23 protein-coding genes, 1 rRNA gene, 1 pseudogene and 1 riboswitch are annotated in these 26,904 nt (G+C 42.6%); of the genes and pseudogenes, 19 read left to right on the forward strand and 6 right to left on the reverse strand.

Annotated elements, in window-relative coordinates:
* The first annotated feature begins 11 nt into the window (after positions 1-11).
* The 3 genes from FU659_RS37610 (at position 12) to FU659_RS24920 (ending at position 5,393) form a co-directional block, all read left to right on the forward strand.
* On the forward strand, positions 12-140 hold the full coding sequence (locus FU659_RS37610) for a hypothetical protein (protein ID WP_261808035.1): 129 nt from the start codon (positions 12-14) through the stop codon (positions 138-140).
* A 48-nt stretch (positions 141-188) separates the two neighbouring features.
* A complete protein-coding gene (locus tag FU659_RS24915) occupies positions 189-1,712 on the forward strand; it encodes an amino acid permease (RefSeq protein WP_147950033.1) in 1,524 nt (507 codons plus the stop codon).
* Positions 1,713-2,219: 507 nt separating this feature from the next.
* A riboswitch (cyclic di-GMP riboswitch) is annotated at positions 2,220-2,306 on the forward strand.
* A 114-nt stretch (positions 2,307-2,420) separates the two neighbouring features.
* Positions 2,421-5,393 carry an EAL domain-containing protein gene (locus tag FU659_RS24920; protein ID WP_147950034.1) on the forward strand — a complete coding sequence of 991 codons (2,973 nt, stop codon included), beginning with the start codon at positions 2,421-2,423 and terminating at the stop codon, positions 5,391-5,393.
* Positions 5,394-5,476: 83 nt separating this feature from the next.
* Here FU659_RS24920 and FU659_RS24925 read toward each other — a convergent pair whose 3' ends face one another.
* Entirely contained in the window at positions 5,477-6,706 is a 1,230-nt protein-coding gene (locus tag FU659_RS24925; protein WP_147950035.1) for a CynX/NimT family MFS transporter, read from the reverse strand.
* Positions 6,707-7,393: a FadR/GntR family transcriptional regulator gene (locus FU659_RS24930; RefSeq protein WP_147950036.1), complete on the reverse strand. Its 687-nt coding sequence runs from the start codon at positions 7,391-7,393 to the stop codon at positions 6,707-6,709.
* A 206-nt stretch (positions 7,394-7,599) separates the two neighbouring features.
* Between FU659_RS24930 and FU659_RS24935 the strand changes: the two genes are divergently transcribed.
* From FU659_RS24935 to FU659_RS24950, 4 genes are all read left to right on the forward strand, one after another.
* A complete protein-coding gene (locus tag FU659_RS24935; RefSeq protein ID WP_147950037.1) occupies positions 7,600-8,049 on the forward strand; it encodes a hypothetical protein in 450 nt (149 codons plus the stop codon).
* A gap of 82 nt (positions 8,050-8,131) precedes the next feature.
* Complete coding sequence (locus FU659_RS24940) at positions 8,132-8,368, forward strand: helix-turn-helix transcriptional regulator (RefSeq protein ID WP_147950038.1); 237 nt, start codon at positions 8,132-8,134, stop codon at positions 8,366-8,368.
* Between the two features lie 64 nt (positions 8,369-8,432).
* The gene (locus tag FU659_RS24945) at positions 8,433-8,846 is read left to right on the forward strand and encodes a hypothetical protein (RefSeq protein WP_147950039.1); all 414 of its coding nucleotides are present in this window, start codon (positions 8,433-8,435) and stop codon (positions 8,844-8,846) included.
* A gap of 148 nt (positions 8,847-8,994) precedes the next feature.
* Entirely contained in the window at positions 8,995-9,222 is a 228-nt protein-coding gene (locus tag FU659_RS24950; protein ID WP_147950040.1) for a hypothetical protein, read from the forward strand.
* Positions 9,223-9,348: 126 nt separating this feature from the next.
* Here the strand turns inward: FU659_RS24950 and FU659_RS24955 are convergent, their stop codons facing one another.
* From FU659_RS24955 to FU659_RS24970, 4 genes are all read right to left on the reverse strand, one after another.
* Positions 9,349-10,845 carry a M56 family metallopeptidase gene (locus tag FU659_RS24955; protein WP_147950041.1) on the reverse strand — a complete coding sequence of 499 codons (1,497 nt, stop codon included), beginning with the start codon at positions 10,843-10,845 and terminating at the stop codon, positions 9,349-9,351.
* Positions 10,842-11,234: a penicillinase repressor BlaI gene (gene blaI, locus FU659_RS24960; protein ID WP_397356480.1), complete on the reverse strand. Its 393-nt coding sequence runs from the start codon at positions 11,232-11,234 to the stop codon at positions 10,842-10,844. Before blaI ends, FU659_RS24955 begins: the two co-directional genes overlap by 4 nt.
* 137 nt (positions 11,235-11,371) lie before the next feature.
* A complete protein-coding gene (locus FU659_RS24965) occupies positions 11,372-13,003 on the reverse strand; it encodes an S-layer homology domain-containing protein (RefSeq protein WP_147950043.1) in 1,632 nt (543 codons plus the stop codon).
* Positions 13,004-13,125: 122 nt separating this feature from the next.
* Positions 13,126-15,192, reverse strand: coding sequence for an amidase family protein (locus FU659_RS24970; RefSeq protein WP_261808036.1), 2,067 nt, complete (start codon positions 15,190-15,192; stop codon positions 13,126-13,128).
* On the opposite strand from FU659_RS24970, the gene FU659_RS36510 reads away from it, so the two are divergent.
* From FU659_RS36510 to FU659_RS25035, 12 genes and pseudogenes are all read left to right on the forward strand, one after another.
* On the forward strand, positions 15,176-15,562 hold the full coding sequence (locus tag FU659_RS36510) for a hypothetical protein (protein ID WP_222708635.1): 387 nt from the start codon (positions 15,176-15,178) through the stop codon (positions 15,560-15,562). The genes FU659_RS24970 and FU659_RS36510 overlap by 17 nt on opposite strands.
* A gap of 875 nt (positions 15,563-16,437) precedes the next feature.
* On the forward strand, positions 16,438-17,226 hold the full coding sequence (locus FU659_RS24980) for an NUDIX domain-containing protein (RefSeq protein ID WP_187274378.1): 789 nt from the start codon (positions 16,438-16,440) through the stop codon (positions 17,224-17,226).
* 93 nt (positions 17,227-17,319) lie between these two features.
* Positions 17,320-17,808: a riboflavin biosynthesis intermediates N-glycosidase gene (locus tag FU659_RS24985; RefSeq protein WP_147950046.1), complete on the forward strand. Its 489-nt coding sequence runs from the start codon at positions 17,320-17,322 to the stop codon at positions 17,806-17,808.
* A gap of 43 nt (positions 17,809-17,851) precedes the next feature.
* Positions 17,852-18,778 (forward strand): ADP-ribosylglycohydrolase family protein, encoded by a 927-nt coding sequence (locus FU659_RS24990; protein ID WP_147950047.1) that lies wholly within the window; start codon positions 17,852-17,854, stop codon positions 18,776-18,778.
* Positions 18,779-18,798: 20 nt separating this feature from the next.
* On the forward strand, positions 18,799-19,611 hold the full coding sequence (locus FU659_RS24995) for an ADP-ribosylglycohydrolase family protein (protein ID WP_147950048.1): 813 nt from the start codon (positions 18,799-18,801) through the stop codon (positions 19,609-19,611).
* Positions 19,612-19,631: 20 nt separating this feature from the next.
* The gene (locus FU659_RS25000; protein ID WP_147950055.1) at positions 19,632-20,168 is read left to right on the forward strand and encodes an O-acetyl-ADP-ribose deacetylase; all 537 of its coding nucleotides are present in this window, start codon (positions 19,632-19,634) and stop codon (positions 20,166-20,168) included.
* 504 nt (positions 20,169-20,672) lie between these two features.
* Positions 20,673-21,899 (forward strand): RtcB family protein, encoded by a 1,227-nt coding sequence (locus tag FU659_RS25005; protein ID WP_147950049.1) that lies wholly within the window; start codon positions 20,673-20,675, stop codon positions 21,897-21,899.
* Positions 21,900-22,007: 108 nt separating this feature from the next.
* Positions 22,008-23,798: pseudogene (locus FU659_RS37615) on the forward strand (M48 family metalloprotease).
* Positions 23,749-24,126, forward strand: coding sequence for a hypothetical protein (locus FU659_RS25020; protein ID WP_397356486.1), 378 nt, complete (start codon positions 23,749-23,751; stop codon positions 24,124-24,126). The pseudogene FU659_RS37615 and the gene FU659_RS25020 overlap by 50 nt, the downstream one beginning before the upstream one ends.
* A gap of 178 nt (positions 24,127-24,304) precedes the next feature.
* A complete protein-coding gene (locus FU659_RS25025) occupies positions 24,305-25,405 on the forward strand; it encodes an HD domain-containing phosphohydrolase (protein ID WP_261808037.1) in 1,101 nt (366 codons plus the stop codon).
* Between the two features lie 128 nt (positions 25,406-25,533).
* A complete protein-coding gene (locus FU659_RS25030) occupies positions 25,534-26,286 on the forward strand; it encodes a YwmB family TATA-box binding protein (RefSeq protein WP_147950052.1) in 753 nt (250 codons plus the stop codon).
* A gap of 446 nt (positions 26,287-26,732) precedes the next feature.
* Positions 26,733-26,904: ribosomal RNA gene (locus tag FU659_RS25035) — 16S ribosomal RNA — on the forward strand; the annotation flags it as partial.

Here is a 26,904-nt window from a genome sequence, read left to right on the forward strand (position 1 = left end):
GTGGAGGCTGTATGGAACTGACGATTGGCATCGTAATTATTGTTGTAACGTGTTTGTTTGCATTATGGATTGTCAAAATCGCCAATAAAAGCATTCGTGAATTCGATGAAAGCAAACATGAAAGTTTCTTGGGAAAATGAGACTTGCTCGTTGTTTGAACATATTGTATCTGATGAGGAGGATTCAAGATGAGCGTACCTTCCAATCATCATGAAAAAGACAAAAGTGATTTAAACAAGTTCGGCTATGCCCAAGAGCTTCTGCGCAGTATGGGCGGATTTTCCAATTTCGCTATATCATTTTCCATTATTTCCATTCTTACCGGCGCTGTGTCCTTATATGGTCACGGATTAACCTATGGCGGTTCGGGGATGATGGGTTTTGGCTGGCCGATTGTCGCCCTTTTTGTCATGTTTGTTGCAGCAGTCATGGCAGAGCTAGCTTCGGCCATTCCGACAGCAGGTGCTTTGTACCATTGGGCAGCTATTTTGAAAAATAAACGCTGGGGTTGGTACACCGCATGGATCAATTTGATTGGTCAAATCGGGATTGTGGCCGGTATCGATTATTCGGTCGCGATATTCGCCGATCCTCTCATCGGCAGTGTATTCGGATATGAATCGAACAATACAACCGCGTTGATTTGTTTTACAATTATTTTACTTACGCATGGTATTCTCAATCACATCGGGATTCGTATTGTTTCGAGACTTAACGACTTCTCCGCATGGTACCATATCGCTGTGGTGGCGGTGCTGGTTTTGTCGCTGGCTTTTTTCACCAAGGGTCACTTAAATCCTGTAACTTATTTATTCAAAGTGGGGGAAACGTTCTCCGATAAACCGTACATGTTTGCATTTCTGATCGGACTTTTGCAAGCGCAATGGACGTTTACGGGATATGACGCATCCGCACATACCATTGAAGAGACCGTCAACCCTCGTGTGCGTGCTCCTTGGGGTATTTTCACATCCGTTGCTTATTCGTTTGTCATTGGATTCATTATGCTTGCTTTCGTTACCTTGTCCATCAAGGATGCCGGTGCCGCCGCCGGTTCCAGCAATGCGTTCATTTATGTTATCAGCCAAGCTCTTGGCGGTACATTCGGCTCCGTTATTCTATGGCTGGTCACCGCTGCGATGTGGTTCTGCGGTCTAGCTTCCATCACTTCATTCTCCCGTATGATGTATGCCTTCTCTCGTGACAAAGGGATGCCGCTTAGCCATCAATGGGCACAAATTTCGAAGAAATACCGGACACCGGCTAAAGCCATTTGGTTGGCTATCATCCTGTCATTTTTGCTTGCATTCATTGATTATATAATTAAGCTGGTAAACCCGGATGCGACTTACACAACCATTGCGTTCCTAACTGCGGTCAGTGTTGTTGGTTTATATGTCGCTTACGGTATTCCGATCTATTTGAAGCTTAGAGCGAAAGCGGAAGGAAGGTTTCAAGCCAAACATCTAGGACCTTGGAATCTAGGGAAATACAGCACGTTCATTTCCGTAGTCGCGTTATTGTGGATCATTTTCATTTGCATCGTTATGGTGATTCCACCGAATCAAATGGCTGGCTATGCGGTAGCCGGGATGCTCGTTCTTCTGGTTATTATGGATTTGGCTTACTACAAAAATCATTTTCCGGGACCGCAGGCAGCACTTAACACACCTATGGAAGAGATATTGCGCAGGGAAAAAGAGCTGGAGTAATCTTCCTCTACGGACCCTTATTGAATCTAATCGGGTATCTTATAATAGAAAGGGGCATCCTTCTACTAGAGTTGAAGACTCTAGTGAATGGGTGCCTTTTTATGTGAACATAGATCAATCACTGCTTCAAAAGCCTAAATTAGTTCAATGAGCTGGAAACATTACGGTTATATATCCACTATTTCTGAATTTTCGAGGGTGACTACACTGAACGAAAAGTAGCATATTACCTGTTTCGGCTATCCTGCTTTCATACATTATTTTAAAAGAAGCCTTCATGTGGTCACACCTGATTGGAATCGCGAGTGTACTTTTAGGGATTGCATGCATGGCAAAGAGTCCCAAGAGAAAAGACTCCCTGCGCAAGGGGAAGACATATCCAAACGAAAGCAGCCATAACCTATTTTAATGTCCCGTGATATAGTTCTTTAATCCTATGATGAAAATATCATGTTTTCGTATTATAATGTATCTATAGGATCTTGACAGAATTGGAAAAATAAAAAAATAGGACAATAGCAAACCTATTCGAAAGATAGGGACGCAAAGCCACGGGTCTTCTGCAGAAATTGCAATGGCAGCCGGGTTACCCTTCATTTAGAGAGCGACACTATCTAAGGGTAGTGTCTTTTGTTTTTTTACGGATGCGTGAAAGGAAGGCTCTCAGTCCAAACGAAAAAACATTGGAAAAGGAAGTGAATAAGGAAATTGGAAAAGAAGTACGAAATTAAAAGGGATGAACAGCTAACCACAGATAATAAAGAAGAGTTAATTGAATTATTGAAAAGGAAAAGCAAAAGGTTAGAGATGGCCCAAAAAATAGCCAATGTGGGGTATTGGGAATATGATGAAGTGCTTGACAAGGTGTCATGGTCCAAACAAATGTTTCTTATACATGGTATGGAGCATGATTTAACGGTTACGTTGGAAGACATTTTTAATTTTATGCATCCAGATGATCGGCAGCGCGTATTTGAAACATTTTCAGCGTCTGCGGAAGCGAAAAAGCCTTATGAAGTTGAATATCGGATCGTTCGTCCGAATGGAGAAGTTAGATATGTACTGGAGAGTACCGAGTTTTTTCCTGATGAGTCCAATGAATGGCATGGTGCCATAGGAACAATTCAAGATATAACCGAGAATAAAACTCTGCGGCTACGTTTACATCAGGAGGAACAATACTATAAGTCATTATTTAATAATAATCCCGATTCTGTTTATTCCTTTGATCTTCATGGGAATTTTGTAGCGGCGAATTCAGAGCTTGAAAAAACGTTAGGGTATTCAAAAGAGGAGCTGCTAAATGTAAGTTTCGTGCATGTTGTAGAGCCGAATTCGGTTGAAAAAACGAAGCATTTCTTTAAGGAAACAATAAGGACGCTCATTCCGCAAAATTATGACACAGCAGGTATTCATAAAAATGGAGAAATCGTAGAATTTAATGTTACGAATATCCCTATCATAATTAATAAAGAACTGGTAGGTATCTATGGGATAGCAAAAAATATTTCTGAGAAAAAAGCGATGGAACGATCTCTTCATGAAGCGGAAACAAAATATCGCAGTATTGTGGAACAATCCATAGTCGGTGTATTTATTATTCGTGATGGCCTGTTTGTATATACAAATCCGCATTTGGAGAAGATGCTAGGTTATAAATCTTTATTAGGTCTAGAGGTAAGTCGGACAATACACGTAGATGATAGGGAAGCTCTCCTTGATAAGATCATTGGTTTATCTGAAGGTCAATCCATTCAGAATATTAGTCACAGGGCGATCAAACAGGACGGCACGATTATTATCGTCGAGGTTCATTATACGAAAGTGATGCACAATGGGGAAATAGCAACGATAGGTACTGTTTTAGATATTACAGATCGTAGGAAGACTGAGGAGCTAAACCAATATTTAGCCTATCATGATTATTTAACCGATCTGCCAAATCGAAGAATGTTTGAAGATCAACTGGATAAACAGTTAAGATTGGCCCAGTTCTATAATAAAAAGCTAGCGGTTCTTTTAATTGATTTGGATCGTTTTAAGTTAGTTAATGATACGCTGGGACATTCGACAGGCGATGCGTTGTTAAGGCAACTTGCGGGCTGTCTGCAAAATTGCTTAGGAAACAATCAAACCGTATATCGTTTAGGTGGCGATGAATTTTGCATTGTGCTCTCTGAAGTGAAGAGCCATAGCGATGTCATGTCCCTATCGGATCATATTATACAAATAACGAAGAAACAATTTATCGTAGAAGGCTACGAATTACATATTACAGCGAGTATCGGCATCAGTCTATCACCTGAAGATGGTGTAACGGTTGAGAGCTTACTCAAAAATGCGGAAACGGCTCTATATTTCTCTAAATCACAAGGAAGGGATCAAGCTCAATATTACTCTTCTTCTTTAAATATTCAGTCGTTTAAGCTGTTTACTTTGAGCAACGACCTTCGGAAGGCTTTAGATAAAGAGGAGCTATTCCTACAATATATGCCACGTGTAGATGCCCAGACGACAGAAATCCTGGGAGCAGAAGCCTTGGTAAGGTGGAATCATCCTGACTGGGGACTGGTTTCTCCGACAGAGTTTATACCGATTGCAGAGGAGACGGGACTTATCGTTCCTATCGGCGAATGGGTATTGCGTGAAGCCTGTAAACAAAGTAAGAAGTGGCAGGACATGGGGCTTCCGCCAATTACAATTTCGGTGAATTTCTCCGTACAACAATTATTGAAACAAAATATATTGCAAGTTATCGATGAAATCGTGGAAGAGACGGGCATATTGCCTGATCGCTTGGAGATTGAAATTACAGAGAGTTCCTTTATTAAGAATGAAAAAGAAGTAACCCAACTATTGCTTGAGCTAAAGAAACGGAAAATAAAAGTCTCGCTGGACGATTTCGGTACAGGATACTCTTCATTATATTTACTTAAACGATTAGCTCTGGATACGATAAAAATCGATAAAACATTCGTTGAGGAGATTCTAACGGATCCGGTTAATAAATCCATCATTGAATGCATCCTGAATTTAGCTAAAGCGCTTAATATGAAGGTTGTTGCTGAAGGGGTAGAGCGTGCCGAACAATATGCATTTTTGAAGGAACAGCATTGTAATGAGATTCAAGGCTATTATTTCAGTCGTCCTCTAGATGCTGAAGCCTTTGTTCATTTATTGAGGAATAAACAGTATTTAAACCAATCATCGAAAATCAAACAAGAGAAACAGATTTCAAACCGTCGAAAGTATTTTCGAGTTCAGCTTACAAACCCATTAGTGGCAGGAATGACCATTCATATGTTTAAAGGAAGAAAGGTTGATCTTGGCATTACAGATGTGTTTATTACGGATATAGGTCCGGGTGGTCTGAAGTTTTTAATGGGCGTCAAATTACCTATCAATGATGATATTATTTTAAAATTTGGGACCGAAATATTGAATCAGGTCTATGAGCTTTATGGGAATATTGCTTGGATTAACGAAATGGAGAATGGCGAAGTTTATGAATACGGCGTTCAATTTCAGATCGAAGAAAATATACAGTTAGAATTAATCAAGAATTTAAACTTATTAGCTATAAAAATTCGTGAAGGAGTACCCTCCCATACACAAATATTTGTTGGAGATCCCGTAAGTAGAATTAAAGAACAGAAAAAGAGGCCAGCAGGCGGGCACTGAAGGTAAAAGGCACACGATCACATTCCATAGTGAGGCCGCGGTTTTGAAGTTTGTAATTCGAGCGGCCTATTTCTCTATGTCATCTATTCCTGAGGATTTGTATTTCCGATACATCGATCCCGACCTGAAGCTACACCAAAAATCAACATCAACACCGTCATCACAAGCAGCACAATAAGCGGTATTTTCCATCCATTTGTGGCATCATGAAGATAGCCGAATAGCGTTGGTCCTACAGCTGCCAGCAGGTAACCTACAGATTGTGCCATTCCGGATAATTCGGCCGCGTCGTGAGGATTTGTAGTGCGAAGTCCAAACATCATCATAGCTAGGCTAAACGAACAACCCGACCCAATACCGATTGAAACAGCCCAAAGAACGGTTAATGTATGATTTCCAAAGAGAAGCCCGCTAATTCCTATAAAGAAAAATGTTACTGTCAGAATTACGAGGACAACCTGATTCTTCATCCGTCCAGCTAGAATAGGCACGATGAAGGTTACTGGAAGTAAAGCCAGTTGCATGATAGATAACGTCCAGCCTGCTGAGTCGGGACTTGTTCCCTGATTTTTCAAAATATCTGGCAGCCAAGAAACAACGACATAAAAAAGCATGGATTGCAATCCCATGAATAGTGTCACGTACCATGCAAGTGATGACTTCCACAAATTAGTCCGACTTTCATTCCTATCCGATGTTTTCACATCTTTTTGCTGATGGCTATGCCTCAATTGAGGAACCCACACGAAAAGAGATAACAAAGCTAAGAGAATCCATATGACCAATGCCCCTTTCCAGCCCAAACCGACTTGATTGGCCAATGGTACGCTAATTCCGGATGCGATCGCGCCGCTTAAATTCATTGCAACTGAGTAAACACCGATCATTACGCCAATCCTTAAAGGATAACTTTCTTTGATAAGGCTCGGCATCAGAACATTACAAATTGAAATCCCAAGGCCCAGAATAACTGTTCCAATCAACAGTGAACCGATGCCGAAAGAAGATCGTAATGCTATACCTATTATTAGAAGGAACATCGATCCGAAGAGAACTGTAGGATTTCCATATCTTCGGGCTAATTTAGGTGCAAGCGGTGAAAGAATGGCAAACGCCAGTAACGGCAGCGTGGTAATCAAACCCGCTAATGTATTCGATATGCCTAATTCATGCCGAATGGTTCCTATGAGCGGACCAATTGAAGTTAAAGGAGCACGCAAATTCGCCGCTATTAAAATAATCCCTAATACAAGCAACCAATTTTTAGATTTTGAGATAACTTTTGTGTGGGATTCTAGTTGAGAGGAGCTCACTTAGTTTTCCTCCATTTCTACATCTCGTTTTATTTGATCAATAAATTGTTTCACGATGTTGGCAGCCGTTGCTGTGTCTTGCGCGGTAATGGCTTCTACCAGTTGCTGATGTGCATTTTCGGGAAGATCTTCAGTAAATCGTTTTTTTAAATAAGTGGAGATAGATTCCTTAATGGATTCAGTAATATGCGCATACAGATCGATTAGCATTTGATTACCGGTTGATTCTACGATGGTCTGATGCAATTTCATGTCTGCGGCCACATACGACTCTATGTCACGAGCTGCAGTAAATGAATTGCACTTCCTCTGATAATAAAGGATTTTCTCCAAGTCCTCTTCGGTCCGTCTTTCAGCGGATAGTCTCGCTGCCTCCTGTTCTAGCGCATTCCTGACTTCCAGCGTATCAAGCAAGCTTGATTTGCGAAGACGTCGTTGAATGGCTGCACCGAGCATACTGCTAGAGGTTACGTAGGTTCCGTCTCCTTGTCGTGTCGTTAATACGCCTGTATGACAAAGTGCCTTTATGCCTTCACGCAACGTATTCCGACTAACATGAAGATCAGTCACAAGTTCCGGCTCAGCTGGTATTTTTTTACCGACTGGCCAATCTCCCGATTCAATTAAGGATTCAATTTGTAAAATCACTTGATCGACAAGTGTGAGACGAATCGTCTTCTTAAGCATAGATTAAACCTCCAAACGTAGGATGATTGGTTCTATTTAGGGTACCATCTTTATAAAAGGGTGTCCATTACTATTTGTCATCCTTTTTCTGAGAGACATTGTCCTAATAGTTGTGGAAGGAAAAAAATGGATTTACATTATAACCTATAGGTTATATAATGTGTAACAAGGGTTACGTACCTAATATATAATTTGGAGGTTAGCGCATGAGTATAAGTATAAGCAAGGAACAGCTTTATCAAAGCAGGCGGGTTATGTTGATAGGTTTTCTTATCGGTATAACAGCTTGGGAAATACCTCGTATATTGAAATATTTTCTCGCGGAGCCTATATTAAATAAATATGTAGGGCTGACGATCACACTTGTTTCTCTAATAGGTTGGTGTGTTTGGGTATTCTATCTGATTAAAGTGATTCGATTCGGAAAAATCATGAAGCAACATCCAGAACTAAACAAAGCCCTGAACGACGAGTTATTTCAGTTTGTTCGCTTGAAGTCCTTTGCAGTCGGTTTCTGGGTTTTACTCGCACTGCAAGTTATTTTATTACTACTTTCCTCATTTTTGGATTTACCTGCTCGGGCTTTTCCTGAGATCAGTATCTTTGTTGCTGTTATTGCCTGTTTGCTGGCATTCTTAAGGATTGAAAAAGAGTGAAAAAAGTTGCTTTTCCGCACCCAAAGGCACAAAAAATAACTGTATAGATCTTAAATATGCATGATGAATGGAGTAATAATAGTTGTCCAATGAAATTTTGATAAATACAATCAAAGTTGAAAGAGCCAAAAGAAATTTAACTCAAGAGCAATTAGCAGATCTTGTTGGGGTTACAAGAAAGACAATAAATACGGTTGAAGTTGGGAAGTTCATTCCCAGTACGATACTTGCATTAAAAATCGCTAAAGTGTTTGGAGTCCCGGTTGAACAATTATTTACCATTGCTATTGCTTCTGACGAAGGTGAATTCCGATCATAATTTGTCTCTATATCATTGTTGAGGCTAGGGTTTGCAAATTCATTGGTTAAATGAGGACTGAAGAATGAACCTTAAGATGATCATCAAATTAGCTATCATAGGGGTGTTATTGACTGCTTGCAGCCAAAAGGTGGAATTAGTGAAGAATTCAGGGGATTCGGTTCCTTCGTTGGTCAATCTCGTTTTTAAGCCGCTTCAAATGGACCAACTCATGGAAGGCATGCCGGATAGCAATTGGGAATTGGTCAAAGAAATTCCCTTTGGCGAGGTAAAGCAACAGAAGATTACTTTGAGTATTTATAAAGAACCGCAAAGACCAGACGATCCAATTGCGTCTCAACATGCTTTTATCCGATTTCATGATAGATATTTGATAATAAATGAGATCATTTCCCCTGAATTATCGGAGACACCTAGAGGTGAGCATTCAACACTATTTTTGTTGCAGCATACTTGTCTCATTCGGATAAACAGCTAGTTTTATTGGGGGGAATTGAGCTATTGGCCAATGGGCCTGGAAGTGTGGCTTATATCGTGTATGATAGTATGGCAAATAACTGGTTAGTATTTGAGGACTGGGGAAACCGCGGTTTGTCGATTTAGATTCGGATGGAAACGATGAGTTTGTGATTCAATTTGAAGGACTTCATTTACAATTTCCCGACGTAAAGGTGTATACCTGGAAGGATGGAAGACATGAAGTAAGTACATCCCTGAAAGAGGCGGCATTGGGAAGCACTGTGGACAATTATGCAATCCTTAGAGATGATAAAAAAATTTCAATTGGAGAGAACAAAGGCGAGAAGCCGGAGGTACAATACCTCTATGAGAAGGGGAAGCTAATAAAACAATGATCCTAGCTATTAAATGAAGATTACGCTAATTTATCTCGGCTCATTCGGAAATTTAAAGTTTATAGCAGAAGGAGACCACAAATCATTTGCAGATTTGTGGTCTCCTTTTGCTTATATATAGAGCGTTTAGTTATCAGTGGAGGCTACAGGTAGCGGTCCTACGGGAGCCGCTTGTTTCGACAAGTCAGCATCTCTTTGAGGCAGCGCTCTCACAGGAGCTGCAGCTTTCGGTTGGTTATCAGCCTCTGAAGGAAGCAGTCTAGCGGGGGCAGCTTTTGGTTGGTTATCAGCCTCTGAAGGAAGTACTCTCACAGGAGCCGCAGCTTTGGGTTGGTTATCGGCTCCTGAAGGCAGCGCTCTAACGGGGGCCGCAGTTCTCGGTTGTTCGTCGGTTCCTGAAGACAGCACCCCTGAGGCGGCTGCAGGTTTCGACTTGTCATCCGTCATAGTAGGCTGCGCTCCTACGGATCCCTGTTTATCATCCCCATTTGCCGGATGTGTCACCGCGAGATCTGTCTGTTTCGTTTTATCATCCGAGGTTGACGAAGGCACTTGCGAAGAGGACACTTCCGATTTTTGTTCAGAGACTGACGTACTTGGCGGTTGTGTAGATGTCTCACTGGCCTTAGGGCTAGTTAACGTGCACCCGCTGATAATAAGGATGGTTGCCATTCCAAGAAATGACCAGCGATACGAATTTGATTTAAACTGTTTGATCATTTTAATTCTCCTTTGTAGTTGACCTTTGCTTCCTGTAAGATTTACGTTTCCTACCGCTCGAACAGGTTGCGCGAAATTTTCTAATAACTTTATGAGGGTATATCCATAGTCCTGGCTTTTGTCAGGAGCAAGGTAGCTTAGCGCAAGAGCGTCGCTAGCAATTTCCTGATCTTCTCGCATGCGACGATACGCATACCAAAGAACCGGATTAAACCAATGAATAATGAGCAAAACATGCATAAACCAGTTGACAATAATGTCATTGCGCTTGCTATGAGCCAGTTCATGTAGGAACACGTGCTGCAGTTGGTCATCATTTAAGCTGTTTAAAATGGTTTGAGGCATAATTAACTGAGGTTTCACAAAACCGAAAAGGGTTGGCGTTGCCAAATCGCAAGATTGAAGAAGAGCAATGCGTCTATCTATGGACATCATTTTTTTACATGAATTGAAAATTTCCAATATTCTTGCGTCGGTTATGGATACCGTCGCTTTTTTCATCTTATGGGCAAACCTTCTATTGATTCGGATTGTGTATGTTCCCAATACAGACATGCCAACCAACCAGATAACGAATAAAGTTCGGTAAACAGTTTGAGCAGCGGTTTCGGGTATAACAGCGTTCGTAAGTATTTTTTCCTGATTCACTTGCACAGCAGAGTGAGCGGAATCGGCATAACCGATCCAATTATAAATACTGAATTCACTTTCCGGGCTCCATGGCAAAACGAGTCGAACAATAACCAACAGCCACATCAAATAATGCCATCTTGGTTTTAACCGATGCTTTAACACTTGCTGCATCACGATAATCAGCACAACCAGAACACTTGCCATGGTAGAGACGGGCCAAACCCAATCAAAGAAATGCATAAGATGTTCGGTTAACCGATAATCTTTCATTTTGTTTTGCCATCCAGAATATTTTTCAATTCTTTAATATCTTCCGGAGATAGCTGCTCTTCTTTCAAAAAGTTAACGAGCAACGGCTTAAACGCTCCTCCGTAAATTCTTTTCAGGAAGGAATCAGTTTCGGACTTTACACATTCGTCTTCGGATACTAACGGAAAATAGGCATAAACCCTGTTTTCTTGCGAAAAAGAAATAGCTTGTTTGTGGACTAACCGGTTTAAAAGCGTTCGTACTGTTTTTGGTTTCCAATCTGTTTGATTTTCTAAAGCCTCGATGACTTCATTTGCCGTACGTGGTGTCTTGGTCCAGAGCACTTTCATAACTTCCCATTCGGCGTCTGAAATCTGGGGAACATTTTTCAAGGGCCTTCCTCCTGACATTCATTGATTACACGTGTAATACACTTTTGATATTACATCTGTAATCAACGAATGTCAATTTTGGTTTAAGTAAATAAAAAGAGCGTCCCTACACCAGCTTGGTGGAGGAACGCTCAAACCTTAAACAATTGGGTATTCTATTCGTTTAATAACCTGTAGATCACCTGTGCAGCTTCAGCTCGAGTTAAGCTACCTTGCGGAACAAACGCTCCTGTCTCGCGTCCTTGAATCAAACCGAGTGCATTAACTTTTTGCGCGTAACCTAATGCCCAAGATGAAATTTGCGATTCGTCCGTAAACGAACCTTGCGAAGTTGCCTCCGATTTGCCTTTCAGTAATTCGTGGGTCCGCATAGCGAGGACAGCCATCTCTTCGCGGGTAATGGTGGCGTCCGGCGAAAACTTTGTCTCGCTTGTTCCTTGTATGAGGCCTGCTTGGTAAGCAATGGAGATATCTCTGGCATACCAAATCTGCGCAGGTACGTCTTCAAAGGCGTCAGAGCCTACTTTTGTTAAGTGAAGGGTTCTTACCAATAAGGCAGTAAACTCGGCGCGAGTGATATTCCGACTAGGTTCGAATGCGTTGGCCCCGGTACCGCCAATGATTTGTTTAGCTGCCAGCTCCTTGATAACCTTAGATGCCCAGTGGTTCTCGGGAACATCGGAGAAAGATTTATTAACCTCAAGAATGGCATAGGAGCTAAAGTGATTAATGGTAGCTACTAGTTCACCTTCCGTATATGTGCCTCCTACATATTCAGGCTCAGCACCTTCAGGCAAATAGTAGATAGCGGACAGCTTTGGATTCATGGAGACGTCTAAGGGCATTCGGATCGTAACAGGTTGGTTGAACTGATGAAGGTCATAAGTGCTGCCATCTGCAGATTTCCATTGCAGCCTGAACTCATAGACATGTCCACCTAGCTTGGTGTCCGCAGCGAATTTGGTTTCCTTCCGGAATTCGGTAGGCTTAATGGTCAAAGAGACGGTCCCGTCTTTAAATTGAGCACTAGTTAATTGCTGTTCTAACTGCCTAAAGACAATCGCTGGCAGTTCGAGTTTCGCGCCTTCGGCCTTAACGACCAAGGCGTTATTCCCCAGTAGCTCTGATGTGTTGCCCGGCAGCGTGAGTTCGGTCGAAGTTCCTTTTACTTCCACGGTCACTTTACCTGTGCCAATATCTTTTAATTGATCCGGTGTTACGGTAGTGCGCGTTTCACTCGGAGTTGATACAGGTGCCGATGTGCCAGGATTAGGGTTTGAATTGTCTGAGCTGGGCCCAATTAGAATAGCACTGCTAACCGAATCAGGAAGCGATGTCAGAGTAAGGTTCGAATGGATTAATTGACTGTTTTTCAGGCTAAGTTGAGTTGTTGCGTCCTTCGTGGCCTTGAAGACGAACGATACTAGCTTAATAGAACCGTTATCCCCCGCTGCGGATCCTGTCTTGGTGTGGGCGAATACAAGATGGGGGCCGCCGTCTTCCGAGACTTTGGCTGGTACATTGAAACCTACAGTTGATGCGATCTCGCTGCCCGATTTAAAAGAGAACTTATCAGCATCATAATAAAGATTGAGCTGGTATGCATACAAATCATCAAGGTCATTGCCCTGTATAGTAACTGTGAACTCTTCGTCCTTGCTCAGATAACTCGAAGAGGCTTGTATGGAGAGAGATGGCGAAGATGCCGAGGCCATCGCGAGCTGCGGCAGCATAATGGCAATCGCCAACACGATCGATGTGAGTAAAGCTGCTTTTTTACGTGTCATATACAAGTTTGTCCTTTCTCGTGCAGTTAAATGGATAGAAACTCATATTCACTTTCTTAAATGATAGGAGGGGGCTAGATCATTTCCCCTCCAGAGCAAATCCGTTGTCTAACTAGCTATGTTTAGGGTGCCGGAACAACATGTACAGGTAGATCGGGAACACTGGTTGGCATCACCCGTTTGTGTGTTGCTTGCTCATAGGAATAAGCTAACTTGATGAGTGTTCCTTCTGCGTAAGGTCTGCCAAGCAGTTCAATACCGATCGGAGTACCGCTTGCCACAAAACCAGCAGGTACGCTTATGGAAGGGAAGCCGGAGAAAGGACTCAATCGGTTCGCGCTGCCAGTACTGGAGCCAGTAGGACCAGAGGTTGATGGGTACAGAAGCGCATCGAGTTTATTATCTGCCATAACCTTAAGCAGCGACTGCTGGGTGATTCGCGTTCTGTAGAGCAAAATATCTTTATATTCCTGTGTTTCCAAGGATGCAATACCATTGCGTGTGTTGAGTGTGGTCTTCAGCGATTGAAGGAAATCTGTCCCTGAATTTATAATGTCGGTTAGTGAGTGATATGGAAGTTTAGTCGTGTCTACCATGCGGGAATTGGACAAATAATCGTTCAGATTAAATTTAAATTCATACCCGCTCAGACTTCCGTAGCTTAAAATTGTAGATATATTCGGAATGCTTACTTCCACGACTGTCGCGCCTTGAGCCTGCATATCCTGAACGGACTTACTCAGAAGGGCCTTGACCTCTGTGTTGTTTCCGGTAACGCCTGAATCCGTAATGACACCAATACGGGCGCCTTTCAATCCGTTCTTGTCTAAATATTTCGTGTAGCTTACTGGCGTTTGGCCAACACTTGCTGCTGTCGCGATGTCGTTGGAATCGTAGCCGCTGACTACATCTAGCATAATGGCCGCATCCGCGACTGTCCTAGTCATCGGTCCTCCGACGTCTTGGGACAAAGCTAGCGGAATAATACCGTCTCGACTGGTCAGTCCGATAGTCGGCCGAATACCAACGACACTGTTATAGGAGGAAGGAATGCGGATCGAGCCACCTGTGTCTGTACCGAGACCGCCTACTCCAAAGTTGGAGGCAAGCGCAGCTCCCGTACCACCGCTTGAACCACCTGGGTTTTTAGTCAAATCGTACGGATTTTTCGTTTGGCCACCTAAAGAGCTATTGGTGTCCGTATTGATAGCGAACTCGCTTAAATTGGCCTTAGCCAGGATAATCGCTCCTGCATCCTTCAGCTTTTGAACCATATAAGCATCGCTGACTGAGTTGTTATCTTTCAAGCAGGTACAGCCTGCACTTGTTGGCATGCCTAACGTATCGTAATTGTCCTTCACGATAATTGGAATACCGTGTAGTAATCCTCTCGGCCCTTTTTCTTGGAGCTCCTTATCCAAGTTGGCTGCAATGGTTAACGCATCAGGATTGATACTGATAATGGAATTGATGCTCGGGCCTTGTTTATCGTAAGCTGCAATTCGGTCCAAATACATCTGAACGAGTTCCACTGACGTTAATTTACCAGCCGCAATCGCATTTTGAATGCCCATAATATCGGCTTCCAGCAGCTTAAACGGTTGTCCGTTGTCGTAGAGGACAAGTTTCCCTAAAGCAGCCAAATCCGATATGTCTATCACATTATTTTTGTTGAAGTCAGCATTTGCCACCTTACTCCAGTTCGGATTGTCAGATCCGATGCCGAAATATTTAATTAGCACAGCCAGATCCCCAACATCGATTATCATATTGCCGTTTAAATCCCCTGGGATCGTACTGGCATATTGTAAAGCGATGGAATTCTCAGCTGTTTGCTGTACAGTTCCGTTGGATGCTTGTCCGAGCTCGACAGATGCGCTAATCCCGTTCACATCCGATTTCGCTTTTGCTTTAAAGGTGAGCGTAACTACGGTTCGTCCGCTCGCAAAGGCACCAGACTGGTCGGCTGCAACAAGCGTGACTTTTCCTGGCTCATTATTCTCCCCAACGATGCTTACTCCTGAACTCGAAGCTGCTCTTATGTATTCAAATGAAGATGAATTGTATTGAAAAATAAATTTGCCTGCTGTCGTATCTTGTGCAGCTCCTGACAATGAAACATTCAAATCAAAGCTTTCACCAATTCTCGTTGCCGTTGGACCAGATATATGAATGGAAGCCGTCGACAAAACATTAGTCGAAAGTTCTGGTACTATCGTTGGTACTGGTACTGGTACTGGTACTGGTACTGGTACTGGTACTGGTACTGGTACTGGTACTGGTACTGGTACTGGTACTGGTGTTAGTGTTGGTGTTGGTGTTGGTGTTGGTGTCGGTGTTGACACAGGTACTGGTGGTAATGGCTGCTCCGAAATGACAGCAGGATCTGGTTGGGGAGTGGTTGTTCCTTCCGCGTGCGCTGTACCTACTCCGAACGGTGCATACAAAACCGATGATAGTAATGTGATACTAAGAAGAAGTGCACTAACGTTTTTGGATAAAGATTTAGTCATGGTTTCCTCCTTGGATGCGTTCGTCGTCGTTCGCAATCTGATGTGATAAAATTGGCTTGGAGCTATCATTTAAAAAGATTAAGCTTGTAAAACGAGGAAACATAACGCGTTGTGTTATTTGTAGGCCATCCTTTCGTTTTAATGATAGATATACTAACATATTAAAAGTTTGTCTTTACTTGAGTCAAACGGAAAAAACCCAAATAAATCGCATACATCGACACAGTTCGACGATTTATTTAGGTTTTCCTCATTTTTCGATGTATCTCCTTTTGCATTAAAATAATAATTGTGTGTCATGTAACATAACATTAATTCTGGTAGATCATGTGAATAGTTCCCTCTTAATGATCTATTCCATAAAAAAGCACCCATCGAATTCGAGGGGCGCATGTTTACTTTTTTAAACCTTATGGGTTATAGCAAGAAAAGTTTTGAATGTCTGAGCACAGCATCAGGTGATAATTCGCGGAGCTCGGTGACTTTAATAGGATTATTCACAACAAAGACAAATAAATAAGAATAACTGAATATACATATACGGAATCATCAGAAGTTGTTAATCAACTAGGAGGTGTTTCGGTATCGTTTATTGGTTACTGGCTGTTATCGTTGTAGTGGTGGGTTTGTTGATTTATGTGAATGTGAAGAGTCGAAAAGCAGTGCCGCCCGTTGATTTGAAAACACATAAGAAGTGTTCGTTCTGCAAAGAGGAAATCCCAATCGAAGATGAGGTATGCAAGTACTGTAGGCGTATGGTTGTGGATCCTGGCTAGTTTTAAATCCGATGTCATCCATAAAGCAGCGGTTAGTATGCACGTTTGTGCGAATAGCCGCTGCTTTATGCTGTGCCTTTTGAAAATTAATTGACACTTCTTTATTTAACATGTCATAATGATAATATCATACATACAAAATGAGATGAAAAGAGCGGTTACCTTGAATCAACATGAAAATGAACAGAACTATTCTTCGAAAAATTATCGAACGCCTGACGGTGCGCCGACGGACATTGTTATTTTTACAATTACATCTACAGAAAAGAGTGCGGTGAAAAAGTCTCTGCCAATTCGGGAATTGCAGGTCCTACTCATCAAGCGTAAGGTATGGCCGTTTATCGGGCAATGGGCACTTCCGGGTGGTTTTACTCGGGAAACGGAAACGATTGAAGAATGCGCTAGGCGGGAAATTCGCGAAGAGGCTGGAGTAGCTGAGGTTCACATGGAGTACTTTAACGCATACAGTAAGCCTGGCCGAGATCCACGCGGTTGGATTATATCACATGCTTTTTTTGCACTCGTTCATGAACGATACTTGGCTACGATGAAGGCGGATGATGATGCGGAGGATGTCGGCTTGTTTCCCATTAAAGAGGCACTGCAAATGAATCTGGCATTTGACCATTACGACATCATCAGAGATGCTTACCATAGAGTTCAGGAGAAAATGATAACAACGACAATTGCTAAGGAATTTTTACCAGAGGAATTTACAATTGGTGAGCTGTATCAAGTCATTCAGACGGTTGTGCCCGAATTTGAGGAGAAGAATTTCATTCGCAAAATCACTTCAACTCAAAGCCGGAAGGGAATTATAGAAGAAGCGCGGGATGCGAATGGGAACTTGAGCTTATCTAATCGCTACTCACAGCGAGCAGCGCAGTTATACCGTTTTACTGATGTTGTGCCTCGGTTGTCGTTTTACAGCTAAGGCTCTTTTTTTAGATTTTGATTATGTCTAATTAATAATATTATAAATACATGATAAAGTGTTGTGGTTGAAAAATGATGAAGGAGAATGAAAATGGAACATTTCACTTTTTTCTGGAGAAGCCAATCTCCCTTTTCACAGTGGCACCCGAGTTTATTTACATTAAATGGCGTTCAGTACAATTGTGCGGAGCAGTATATGATGGTGCAAAAAGCGCTGATCTTTAAAGATGCCGACATCGCGGCTAAAATTCTCAAAGCGCATTCTCCCGCAGATCAGAAAAAGTTAGGCCGCCAAGTCAAAAATTTCGATAGCACGATATGGGCAGCAGTCTGTAAAAAGTTCGTATATGAGGCCAACTACGCAAAGTTCACTCAAAATTCGGCTTTGAAGCAATCCCTCTTATCGACGGTTGGGACGACTTTAGTCGAGGCGAGTCCAGTTGATACCATCTGGGGGATCGGTCTTGCGGAAGACCACCCTGATGCTTTGGATCGAAAAAAATGGCGGGGAACTAACTGGTTGGGTGAAATTTTAACGGAGCTTCGTGAGGAGCTGTTAAAAACCGGAGAAGAACAATAAGCCTTTGATAAGTCTCGATCACGGTGAATTTAGGAGGGGTCACATGTTAAACACATGGAATAAATACTTAGGCTGTTTCATCGGTTTGGCTGTAGGGGATGCCTTAGGAACGACTGTTGAGTTTCAGCAGCCGGGGTCATTTCCTCCCGTGGAGGATATCGTGGGAGGCGGCATTTTTGATCTTAATCCAGGGGAATGGACAGACGATACTTCGATGGCTCTATGCTTGGCGGAAAGCTTAGTCGATAGGTGCGGTTTCGACCCAATGGATCAAATGAGCCGCTATCGGCGTTGGTTCCGGGAAGGTTATCTTAGCAGTACAGGTGAATGTTTCGATATTGGCAATACCGTACGCGCGGCAATTTTACAATTTGAACGAACGGGAGAAGGGTTTTGCGGATCCGTACACCCAAGCGCTGCGGGTAATGGTTCCATTATGAGACTAGCGCCGGTACCATTATTTTTCATGGATTATCCTCATTTGGCGATCGATTATGCCGTTCAGAGTTCGAAAATAACACATAGCGCAGCAGAGTGTTTGGATGCCTGCAGACTGCTCACCGTCTTTATTATAGGAGCTTTAAATGGTTGGACCAAAGAAAGGTTAATGAAGCCCGATGCTTTTCGAGATTGGTTGCAGGAGGATAGTCTGACACCCAAAATCAAAGAAATTGCAACAGGCAGCTATCTGCAAAAAGAACCGCCCGAAATTATTGGCTCCGGCTATGTGGTGAAATCGTTAGAGGCCGCCCTGTGGGCTTTTGCAAAAGGGAACTCATTCGAAGAGGGAGTGCTTCTAGCCGTAAATCTAGGTAATGATGCCGACACGACCGGAGCTATTTATGGACAAATAGCTGGTGCCTATTATGGATATGATCATATACCTAAGAAATGGACAGGAATACTCGCTAAACGTTCATTCATAGAGGAATTGAGCCGCCATTTGTATGATCATCGTTATAAAGATTAGTTTAGAGGGGAGAGGTGGGCATGCTCGGAGCCATTGTGGGAGATGTCATTGGGTCTTATTATGAGTGGCATAATGTGAAAAGTGAGGAATTCCCTTTATTTCATCGATTTTCTCGTTTTACAGATGATACGGTATTAACCCTTGCCGTCGCGGACGCGATCCTAAATAGAGTGAATACAAACTCCATGTTGGATTCCAGGAAAAACAGAAAATTGTATGCAACTAAAATGAAACAATACGCAAGAAGATATCCCGATGCGGGATATGGCGGACGATTTGAAGAATGGATGAAAGGTGATTCGTTCCGACCGTACAGAAGTTATGGCAATGGCTCTGCTATGCGAGTGAGTCCAATTGGGCTTGCTTTCGATTCCATGGAAGAAGTGTTGGAGGAAGCCAAGCGAAGTGCTGAAGTGACTCATAATCATAAAAAGGGGATAAAGGGAGCGCAAGCGGTCGCGAGTGCAGTTTTTCTTGCTCGTACGGGAAAGACCAAGGACTATATCCGGACATTTATTACCTCAAACTTCGGTTATAACTTGGATCGAACGCTTGCTAGTATTCGGCCCAACTATATGTTCGATTCAAGCTGTGAAGGCTCTGTACCCGAGGCGATTATAGCATTTCTGGAGTCATCGGATTTCATGGACGCGCTCAGAAAAGCGATTTCCTTGGGTGGGGATAGCGACACCATCGCTTGCATAGCCGGCGCTATTGCTCATGCTTACTATAAAGATATACCAATTGATATTGCGCTTGCGGTTAAATTGAAACTCGACATTAGTCTCTGGGAGACTTTAAATCAGTTTATGGCGAGGTATCCCGTAATCTAGTGGGGGGTTAAAAGATGGATATGCAGCAACCAATAAAGGTCATTCAAGGAGACATCACAACGATGCATGTGGATGTCATTGTGAACGCAGCAAACTCAAGCTTGTTGGGTGGCGGTGGAGTTGATGGGGCCATACATCGCTCAGGAGGAAAGCGGGTTTTAGAGGAATGCAGGGAGATACGAAATAAGCAAGGAGGTTGTCCTACTGGGGAGGCGGTAATTACCGGGGCGGGTAATTTGAATGCGAAGTACCTAATCCATACGGTTGGACCTGTATGGTCTGGTGGAAATAAGGGTGAGAGAGAATTATTAGCTCGATGTTATCGCAATACACTTGCCTTGGCTGGTCAGTATGCTATTGAATCCATCGCATTTCCCAATATAAGTACGGGCATATATCGATTTCCTAAGAAAGATGCGGCCGAAATTGCTATTGCGGAAGTCGTGAGTTATTTGGGTGGCGAAAAAGCTGTTATTCGCAAGATCATCTTTGTCTGCTTGGAAATAGATAATTACGATATTTACAAGAAAATAATAGCTCAAATACCTCCATCGTAACTGGATGGGGTTATCTTTTTATCCGCTTGTACATATCCCTCACTGGAAAACATTTCTTTGTCGTAATACTTCCACCATGTTCATAAGCTCCCAAATAAGCGAAGATAAATCAAGAAGGTGGACACGACGTCCACGAGTCCGAAATAGTTAATGTGATGAATATTAAGCAACTGAAACAAGTGGGATAAATTGTAAAATTTGATTGACAGTAACCGGTAATCACGTTAGTATTTTCAATATCAATCACAGAGTAAAGGAGTCGATACAGATGTTATTCCAGTCATTCTTCAGTTCCAATCATGATCATTATAGTCAAATAAGTGAACAATGGAATAAATGGAGTAACGCTCATAGACTCATTAGGTCTCTGTTTAACGGTATCCTAAGCTAGTTTTAACATGCTAGTTTTAGGACGTATTCAGAAGTAATCGGTCATGGACGTTTGCGTCCGTGGCCTTTTTTTATGGACATTTCATCAAATAAACAGATAGGGAGTTACATCTAATGGCATACCAAACGATAGATCATGTACGTGTCTGGGGACAACCGGACGAAGGAGCTTTATCTCAAGCGAAAACTTGTGCAGCAACGGGGAATGTCATCCAAACACTGCTAATGGCGGACCACCATAAGGGGTACAGCCAACCGATAGGCGGAGTTGTTGTATACGACGGGCAAGTATCTCCCTCTGGAGTCGGCTATGATATTGCTTGCGGCAATAAAGCGGTAAGAACGAATTTACTGGCTAGCGATGTGCGTCCTCGAATAGCAGGTATTATGGATCAAATAGCACGCAAGATATCATTCGGTATTGGGCGAGTAAACAATGAAAAGGTAGATCATGAATTGTTCGATGACCCTGATTGGGACGTATATAAAGCGATTGGGAAACAAGAGCATGACAAATTAAAGGCTCTGGCGCGGGAACAGCTGGGCACAGTTGGCAGCGGTAATCATTTTGTGGACATTTTTGAGGAAATGCGTACCGGCCGTATTTGGGTAGCCAATCACTTTGGCAGTCGGGGGTTTGGGCATAAGACAGCTAGCGGTTTTATGAATGTGACGGCAGGTCGAGATTTTCTTGGGAATGCTCCTGGGGAAAAGATGGATCAGCCTCCGATTTTGCTGGATATCGCCAGCGAGCTTGGAGACATGTACTACCGAGCTATGAAGCTAGCAGGGCGCTACGCGTATGCCGGTCGAGATTATGTCATTGAGCAAGTGCTTGCTATTCTTGGGGCGGAATCAGATTTCGAAGTGCATAACCACCACAATTTTGCCTGGAAAGAGAATCATAATGGTCAGGAGACCGTTGTTGTTCGCAAGGGGGCGACGCCTTCTGCACCGGGGCAGTTTGGCTTTATCGGGGGCAGCATGTGCGATATCTCGGTGATTGTTAGTGGGAAGGATTCGGATGAAAATCGCGATGCGTTCTACAGTACGGTCCACGGGGCCGGTCGAATCATGAGCCGAACCCAAGCGGCAGGCAAAATGAACTGGAAAACGCGCGCCCGCAGTGGCGGACAAATATCCACGAATCAAATGATGGATGTCGTTAAGGATTTTGGTGTTGAGCTGCGCGGCGCTGGTACAGATGAAAGCCCCTTCGTTTACCGCAAGCTGCAGGATGTTCTGAATGCTCATAGCGAGACTGTTGAGATTTTGCATGTATTGAAGCCGATAGGGGTTTGTATGGCAGGAGCAGATGAATTTGATCCATATAAGGATTAATGGGGGATAGCGATGACAAATGAAAAATTTCAAAAATTCACCGAAAAACTAAAAATAAAGGCGGAAAAAAATCCAAGGTGGTACAAAACGAAAGTATTTGGATTAGCGATGGTTGGATACCTTTATTTATTTGTAGTGCTCGCTATTTTATTTGCTGTTGTCGGAATTGTGGTCTATTCGATTTATACAAAGACGTTTCATTTGATTTTTGCGAAGCTTCTCATTCCCGTGTTTGTCTTGCTATATGTACTCGTTAAATCTTTATGGATTCATATCGAGGCTCCAACAGGGCTGCGTTTGGATAAGCAGAATACTCCCTTGTTGATAGAAGAAATCGAGCGAATGAGAAAGCAGCTTAAAGGTTTTAAGGTAGATGAAATTCAGCTAAATAACGACTTCAATGCAGCCATTATTCAGGTGCCCAGATTAGGGGTATTCGGCTGGTATAAGAATATCCTCGTGGTAGGACTTCCTCTCATGATGGCTTTGTCGAAGGAACAATTCCAGGCAGTGCTGGCTCATGAATTGGGACACTTGTCAGGTGCGCATGGTCGATTCAGTACATAGATTTACCGTGTGCGCAAGAGCTGGATCCATTTATTGGAACAGTTAGAGGAAGGTCAAGCACGGGGGAAGTTTTTGTTTCATGGATTTTTGAGACTATACGCCCCTTACTTCAATGCCTATACATTTGTATTAGCTAGGGCTAATGAATTCGATGCAGATCGCTGCAGCGCCAAAATCGTAGGTGAAAAATATGCTGCATCTGCGTTGATTTCACTGAATGTCAAAGGTGCTCATTTGAATGATGAGTTTTGGCCGAATATGTTCAAACGTGCCTCTGAACAAATTGAAGCACCTGATGTATATGAGCAAATGTTGAAATTCTTGGATGAGCCTGTACAAAAAAGCGAAGCTGATTTTTATTGCCGAGTAGCACTCCACCGTAATACGAATCCGTTGGATACTCATCCCTCGTTGTCTGAAAGGCTGAAAGCCTTAAACGAGGAGGCCGAATATGACGATGGTACCGCGGAAAGGTCCAGTCAAAGTTATTTGAGCAACGTGGCAGAGTTTATTGAATTTTTTGATAAGCAATGGCGAGCAGATATTGGACCAGAGTGGAAAAAACGATACCTCCATTATCAAAATTTACAAGATACGCTTTCTACTTTGGAGAAAGCAAAGTCAACTCGTCAGTTGACAGTAGATGAATCCTTACAACTGGCCAATATGATAGAGGATTTGAAATCTTCCGAAGAAGCGCTTCCTTATTTTCAAGATTTGGTTATGCATGAACCTTCTTTAGCTACAGCTCATTTTGCTATAGGACGTATCATGGCGAAGAAAGGCCGAAGAGAGGCAGTAGAACATTTGGAGTATTGTATGAAACTTGATACCGCATCGGTGCCCCACGCCTGTCGTGTCCTTTTCTTGTATTATATGCACATCGGAAATAAGGCTTATGCAAGCGAATATCTTGACAAAGCCGTTGCTGCATCCGAACTACAAGCTCATCAGAACAGGGAATCGTCCACATTGATTTCTAAGGATGTTCTTGTCGGGGAAGAGCCTAGTGAAGAAGTTCTCGGTTTAATCAGAGATGAAATGAACAATCATCCCACAATTGAGAGGGCGCATATACTTAGAAAGACGACAACCTATACCGTAGATAAACATATATATCTAGTGATTGTGGAATTCTCTAATCAACATACGCAACAAAAACAGCAAATTCTCCAGCGAATTGCTGATGCTTCGCCTAATATCGACGAGTACCAAATTATGGAGATTAATACAGTCACCTGGTTACGGTCCTCTATTAAGAAGCTTAAAGTTTCCCCTATCTATGAAAGAACAGCAATACTCAAAAAGAAAGGCACACAAATATCAGTTTAAGCTGAGATATGACAAGTTTAAATCCAAGGGGAAGATCATAATCTTGTCAGATGATGCCTTCATCACATTGGACTTATTCGAATCGGATAGCTTTGAGAAGGCAGAGCGCTATTTCTCCAAGTTAACCATAGACAATCAGATGGAAGGCGTTGTTATTAAACCAGAAGTGCAAGAAGGCAAAAGTGTCCCTTATATGAAGGTGCGAAATGAGGACTATTTGTCGATAATCTATGGGTATGACTACAAGTTTCCACATAAGTACAAAAAGCTCATGAAACAGAAGAACATATCAAGGAAGCTTCGTACCTCTATAAATGAACACCAATAAGGTAAAAAGATGCTTCAAATTAAGTTCAGCGATATCGCGGCGGATAATGAATCTTATAAGGAAGCTGTTGCGAATTTATTGTTTGAGGTTAGCCTAGAGAAAGAGATCGATCCTCGCTTATAGCTCATCTAGGTGAACTCAAGTCAGCCAAGGGCCGCACTCTGCACGCGCTAATAACTTGATTAAGGGAAAGAAACATGTGACAATCATTCATGCACCGCCAATTTCGCTTATGTATACATTGGCGGAATGGCGGTGTATTTATAGTGAAAGAGAGAACAGCATGAACAACAACCTAACTATTTTTTTAGCGCTGGCAGATGCCGTCATTATTACAGATTCGGAACATAGAATCCTCGCTGTAAATGAATCCTATGAGAGGATTACGGGCTACTCCTCAGATGATATCATTGGAAAGAAAGCAGGTATTTTACGAACTCCGTACACGCCCAAAGAAACTTACATTCATATGAAGACAGCTCTACAAGCTAGTACATCTTGGTCAGGTGTATTTACGAATCGTAAAATGAATCAAGACTTATGGCATTCATCCATTACGATCACTCCATTTTCTGTTGAGGGAATCATCTATTACGTAGGCGTGTTTCGGGAGTTGGAGCAGTTAGATCGCGGGTTTTATTTGGATGAAGAGCGCGTTCGGAATGTACAAGGATCATTGTTAAAAGTACTTGCGATTTCTTGCGAAATTCGCGATCCGGGCATTGAATCACATTTATCCCGCGTGCAGTATTTAACGAAGCTGTTGATTCATCGACACAATGAGAGACATCAATTGAACATATCAGTGGAAGCTTTGTCCCTTATTGCCCATTCCAGTATTTTGCACGATATCGGGAAATCAGCCATTCCTGAAGGCATATTGTATAAGCCAGGGCCGCTTGCCGATTATGAACGAACGATTATCGAGATGCATACGGTAATCGGTGTAGACATTGTCGATAAGATCTATGCTGAATTAGATGGTGATCTGTTTGAAAGTGAACTATCCACAGCCAAGAACATTATTCTTCACCATCATGAGAAATGGGACGGGACCGGCTATCCGCAACAATTGCAAGGTGTAGATATCCCGTTGGAAGCACGCGTCGTTAGTGTCGTGGATGTATTTGATGCTCTTACAACCAAGCGGCCCTATAAGGAAAAGTGGAGTATTGAGCTTGCCGTTCAATATCTTGTCGAACAAAAAGGTAAGCATTTTGATTCGGAAATTGTTGATTCGTTTTTATCGCTTTACGACGAAGAGTTAATTGTACTGTAAATGGTAGGGAGACTGAATTCTCAACTTATCGTATTCTCTCAATTTATGCGTTAATGGGTTTACAATCTATTAGATAAGGGCATCCTTTTACTAGAGTTACAGATTCTAGTAAAGAGGTGCTTCTTATTATGCAGAAATTTTGGCTGCTGTCCCTCATTTGGATCTCCATTGCAGGTTTGTTTTTCGGTTGGATACGTCAGGCGAATGCCGAAGGAGAGCAAGAAGCTCTACGTTTATTAAATACAGTGAAACCCTATATGGGTGCGGATACTCGCATCACGTTTAAATATACAGGATACTATGGTTCGTGTGAGGGTTCCGATGAATTGCTTTTGCAGACAGGAAGGAAGCTATCCCCATCATTCGGTGTTCCCCTTACGGATGTCTTAAGTGAAGCCAATGGGCATCCTATTTATACGGTCAAAAAGGAGTTAGAAACAGGAATCGAGGTCACGCTGACACTCGTAAGGCCGCAAGGACAGACAGCTTGTTATATGGTTTTACGCTTAGATGCGTCCGGACAACCTGCGCAGGCGGGTCTTCTGAAGTGGCAGCAGCAAGCAAGTGAGCAGTTAATGAAGCTTGGCATCCATGGCGCTTGGAATGTTATGACGCAAGGTTATACTTCTATAGAAGAAGCCTCTCGGCTATATAGTACGAATGAGTGGGTAAGTCAATTAGCTCAAGCGTTTAAGGGCAAAATCGTAGACAGCTACAGGGATGCAAAGACAATCAGTGTATCTCTTTCTTCTGACGAGTTTCAAACATCCATAATGAGCGGAAATCATAAGGTAAATGTACAAATTGCTCTTCATCAGGAATCGACGACTGGTTTATGGCGACTGACTGTTGGAACGCCAATCATTACTATGGAATACTAAAGGACAAAGGAGGGCATCGATGCCCTCCTTTTCTAATTTGTTCGCAGCTGCGAGAACATTCAAAAGAATGGCAATTGCGGAACATTAATAAGGGGGTTGTAATTACATTGGCATTCGTGTTACATTATTCCTCGTTGCTTTGAACGAGCAAATGACACGAACCAATGACGCTTGCTTTCAAACAACATCATCTGTTATTATGATAGACGACAGAGAACGACAAAAATTGGCAAGAAAAAAAGCTTGCAATTGATGAACGCCCTGTGGTATATTACTTCTCGCTGCTTCGGTAACACGGCAGCAAATGAAAGAAATTGATCTTTGAAAACTGAACAACGAGTGAGTAAGCACGAACGAGCAATCGTTCAAAAAAGAGATTGTAAAATCTCGCTAGCAAATCAATGAGCATTTCAGCTTTCAGATATACGGACAAGCAATTGTCCGCTATTATGGAGAGTTTGATCCTGGCTCAGGACGAACGCTGGCGGCGTGCCTAATACATGCAAGTCGAGCGGAGTGTTTCCTTCGGGGAATGCTTAGCGGCGGACGGGTGAGTAACACGTAGGTAACCTGCCTATAAGACTGGGATAACTATCGGAAACGATAGCTAAGACCGGA

The sequence above is a fragment of the Paenibacillus sp. N3.4 genome (genome assembly GCF_008017805.1).
Lineage (GTDB): Bacteria > Bacillota > Bacilli > Paenibacillales > NBRC-103111 > Paenibacillus_E.

Bases quoted from the DNA above. Each gene is read 5' to 3' on its own strand.
- FU659_RS25020 (WP_397356486.1), top strand. From the start codon at position 23,749: ATGAAAGAACAGCAATACTCAAAAAGAAAGGCACACAAATATCAGTTT.
- FU659_RS25005 (WP_147950049.1), top strand. From the start codon at position 20,673: ATGGCATACCAAACGATAGATCATGTACGTGTCTGGGGACAACCGGAC.
- FU659_RS24930 (WP_147950036.1), bottom strand. From the start codon at position 7,393: ATGCTTAAGAAGACGATTCGTCTCACACTTGTCGATCAAGTGATTTTA.
- FU659_RS24995 (WP_147950048.1), top strand. From the start codon at position 18,799: ATGCTCGGAGCCATTGTGGGAGATGTCATTGGGTCTTATTATGAGTGG.
- FU659_RS24945 (WP_147950039.1), top strand. From the start codon at position 8,433: ATGAACCTTAAGATGATCATCAAATTAGCTATCATAGGGGTGTTATTG.
- FU659_RS24985 (WP_147950046.1), top strand. From the start codon at position 17,320: ATGGAACATTTCACTTTTTTCTGGAGAAGCCAATCTCCCTTTTCACAG.
- FU659_RS24915 (WP_147950033.1), top strand. From the start codon at position 189: ATGAGCGTACCTTCCAATCATCATGAAAAAGACAAAAGTGATTTAAAC.
- blaI (WP_397356480.1), bottom strand. From the start codon at position 11,234: ATGTCAGGAGGAAGGCCCTTGAAAAATGTTCCCCAGATTTCAGACGCC.
- FU659_RS24980 (WP_187274378.1), top strand. From the start codon at position 16,438: ATGAAAAGAGCGGTTACCTTGAATCAACATGAAAATGAACAGAACTAT.
- FU659_RS36510 (WP_222708635.1), top strand. From the start codon at position 15,176: ATGGAAGCCGTCGACAAAACATTAGTCGAAAGTTCTGGTACTATCGTT.
- FU659_RS37610 (WP_261808035.1), top strand. From the start codon at position 12: ATGGAACTGACGATTGGCATCGTAATTATTGTTGTAACGTGTTTGTTT.
- FU659_RS24955 (WP_147950041.1), bottom strand. From the start codon at position 10,845: ATGAAAGATTATCGGTTAACCGAACATCTTATGCATTTCTTTGATTGG.
- FU659_RS24990 (WP_147950047.1), top strand. From the start codon at position 17,852: ATGTTAAACACATGGAATAAATACTTAGGCTGTTTCATCGGTTTGGCT.
- FU659_RS25030 (WP_147950052.1), top strand. From the start codon at position 25,534: ATGCAGAAATTTTGGCTGCTGTCCCTCATTTGGATCTCCATTGCAGGT.
- FU659_RS24935 (WP_147950037.1), top strand. From the start codon at position 7,600: ATGAGTATAAGTATAAGCAAGGAACAGCTTTATCAAAGCAGGCGGGTT.
- FU659_RS24965 (WP_147950043.1), bottom strand. From the start codon at position 13,003: ATGACACGTAAAAAAGCAGCTTTACTCACATCGATCGTGTTGGCGATT.
- FU659_RS25000 (WP_147950055.1), top strand. From the start codon at position 19,632: ATGCAGCAACCAATAAAGGTCATTCAAGGAGACATCACAACGATGCAT.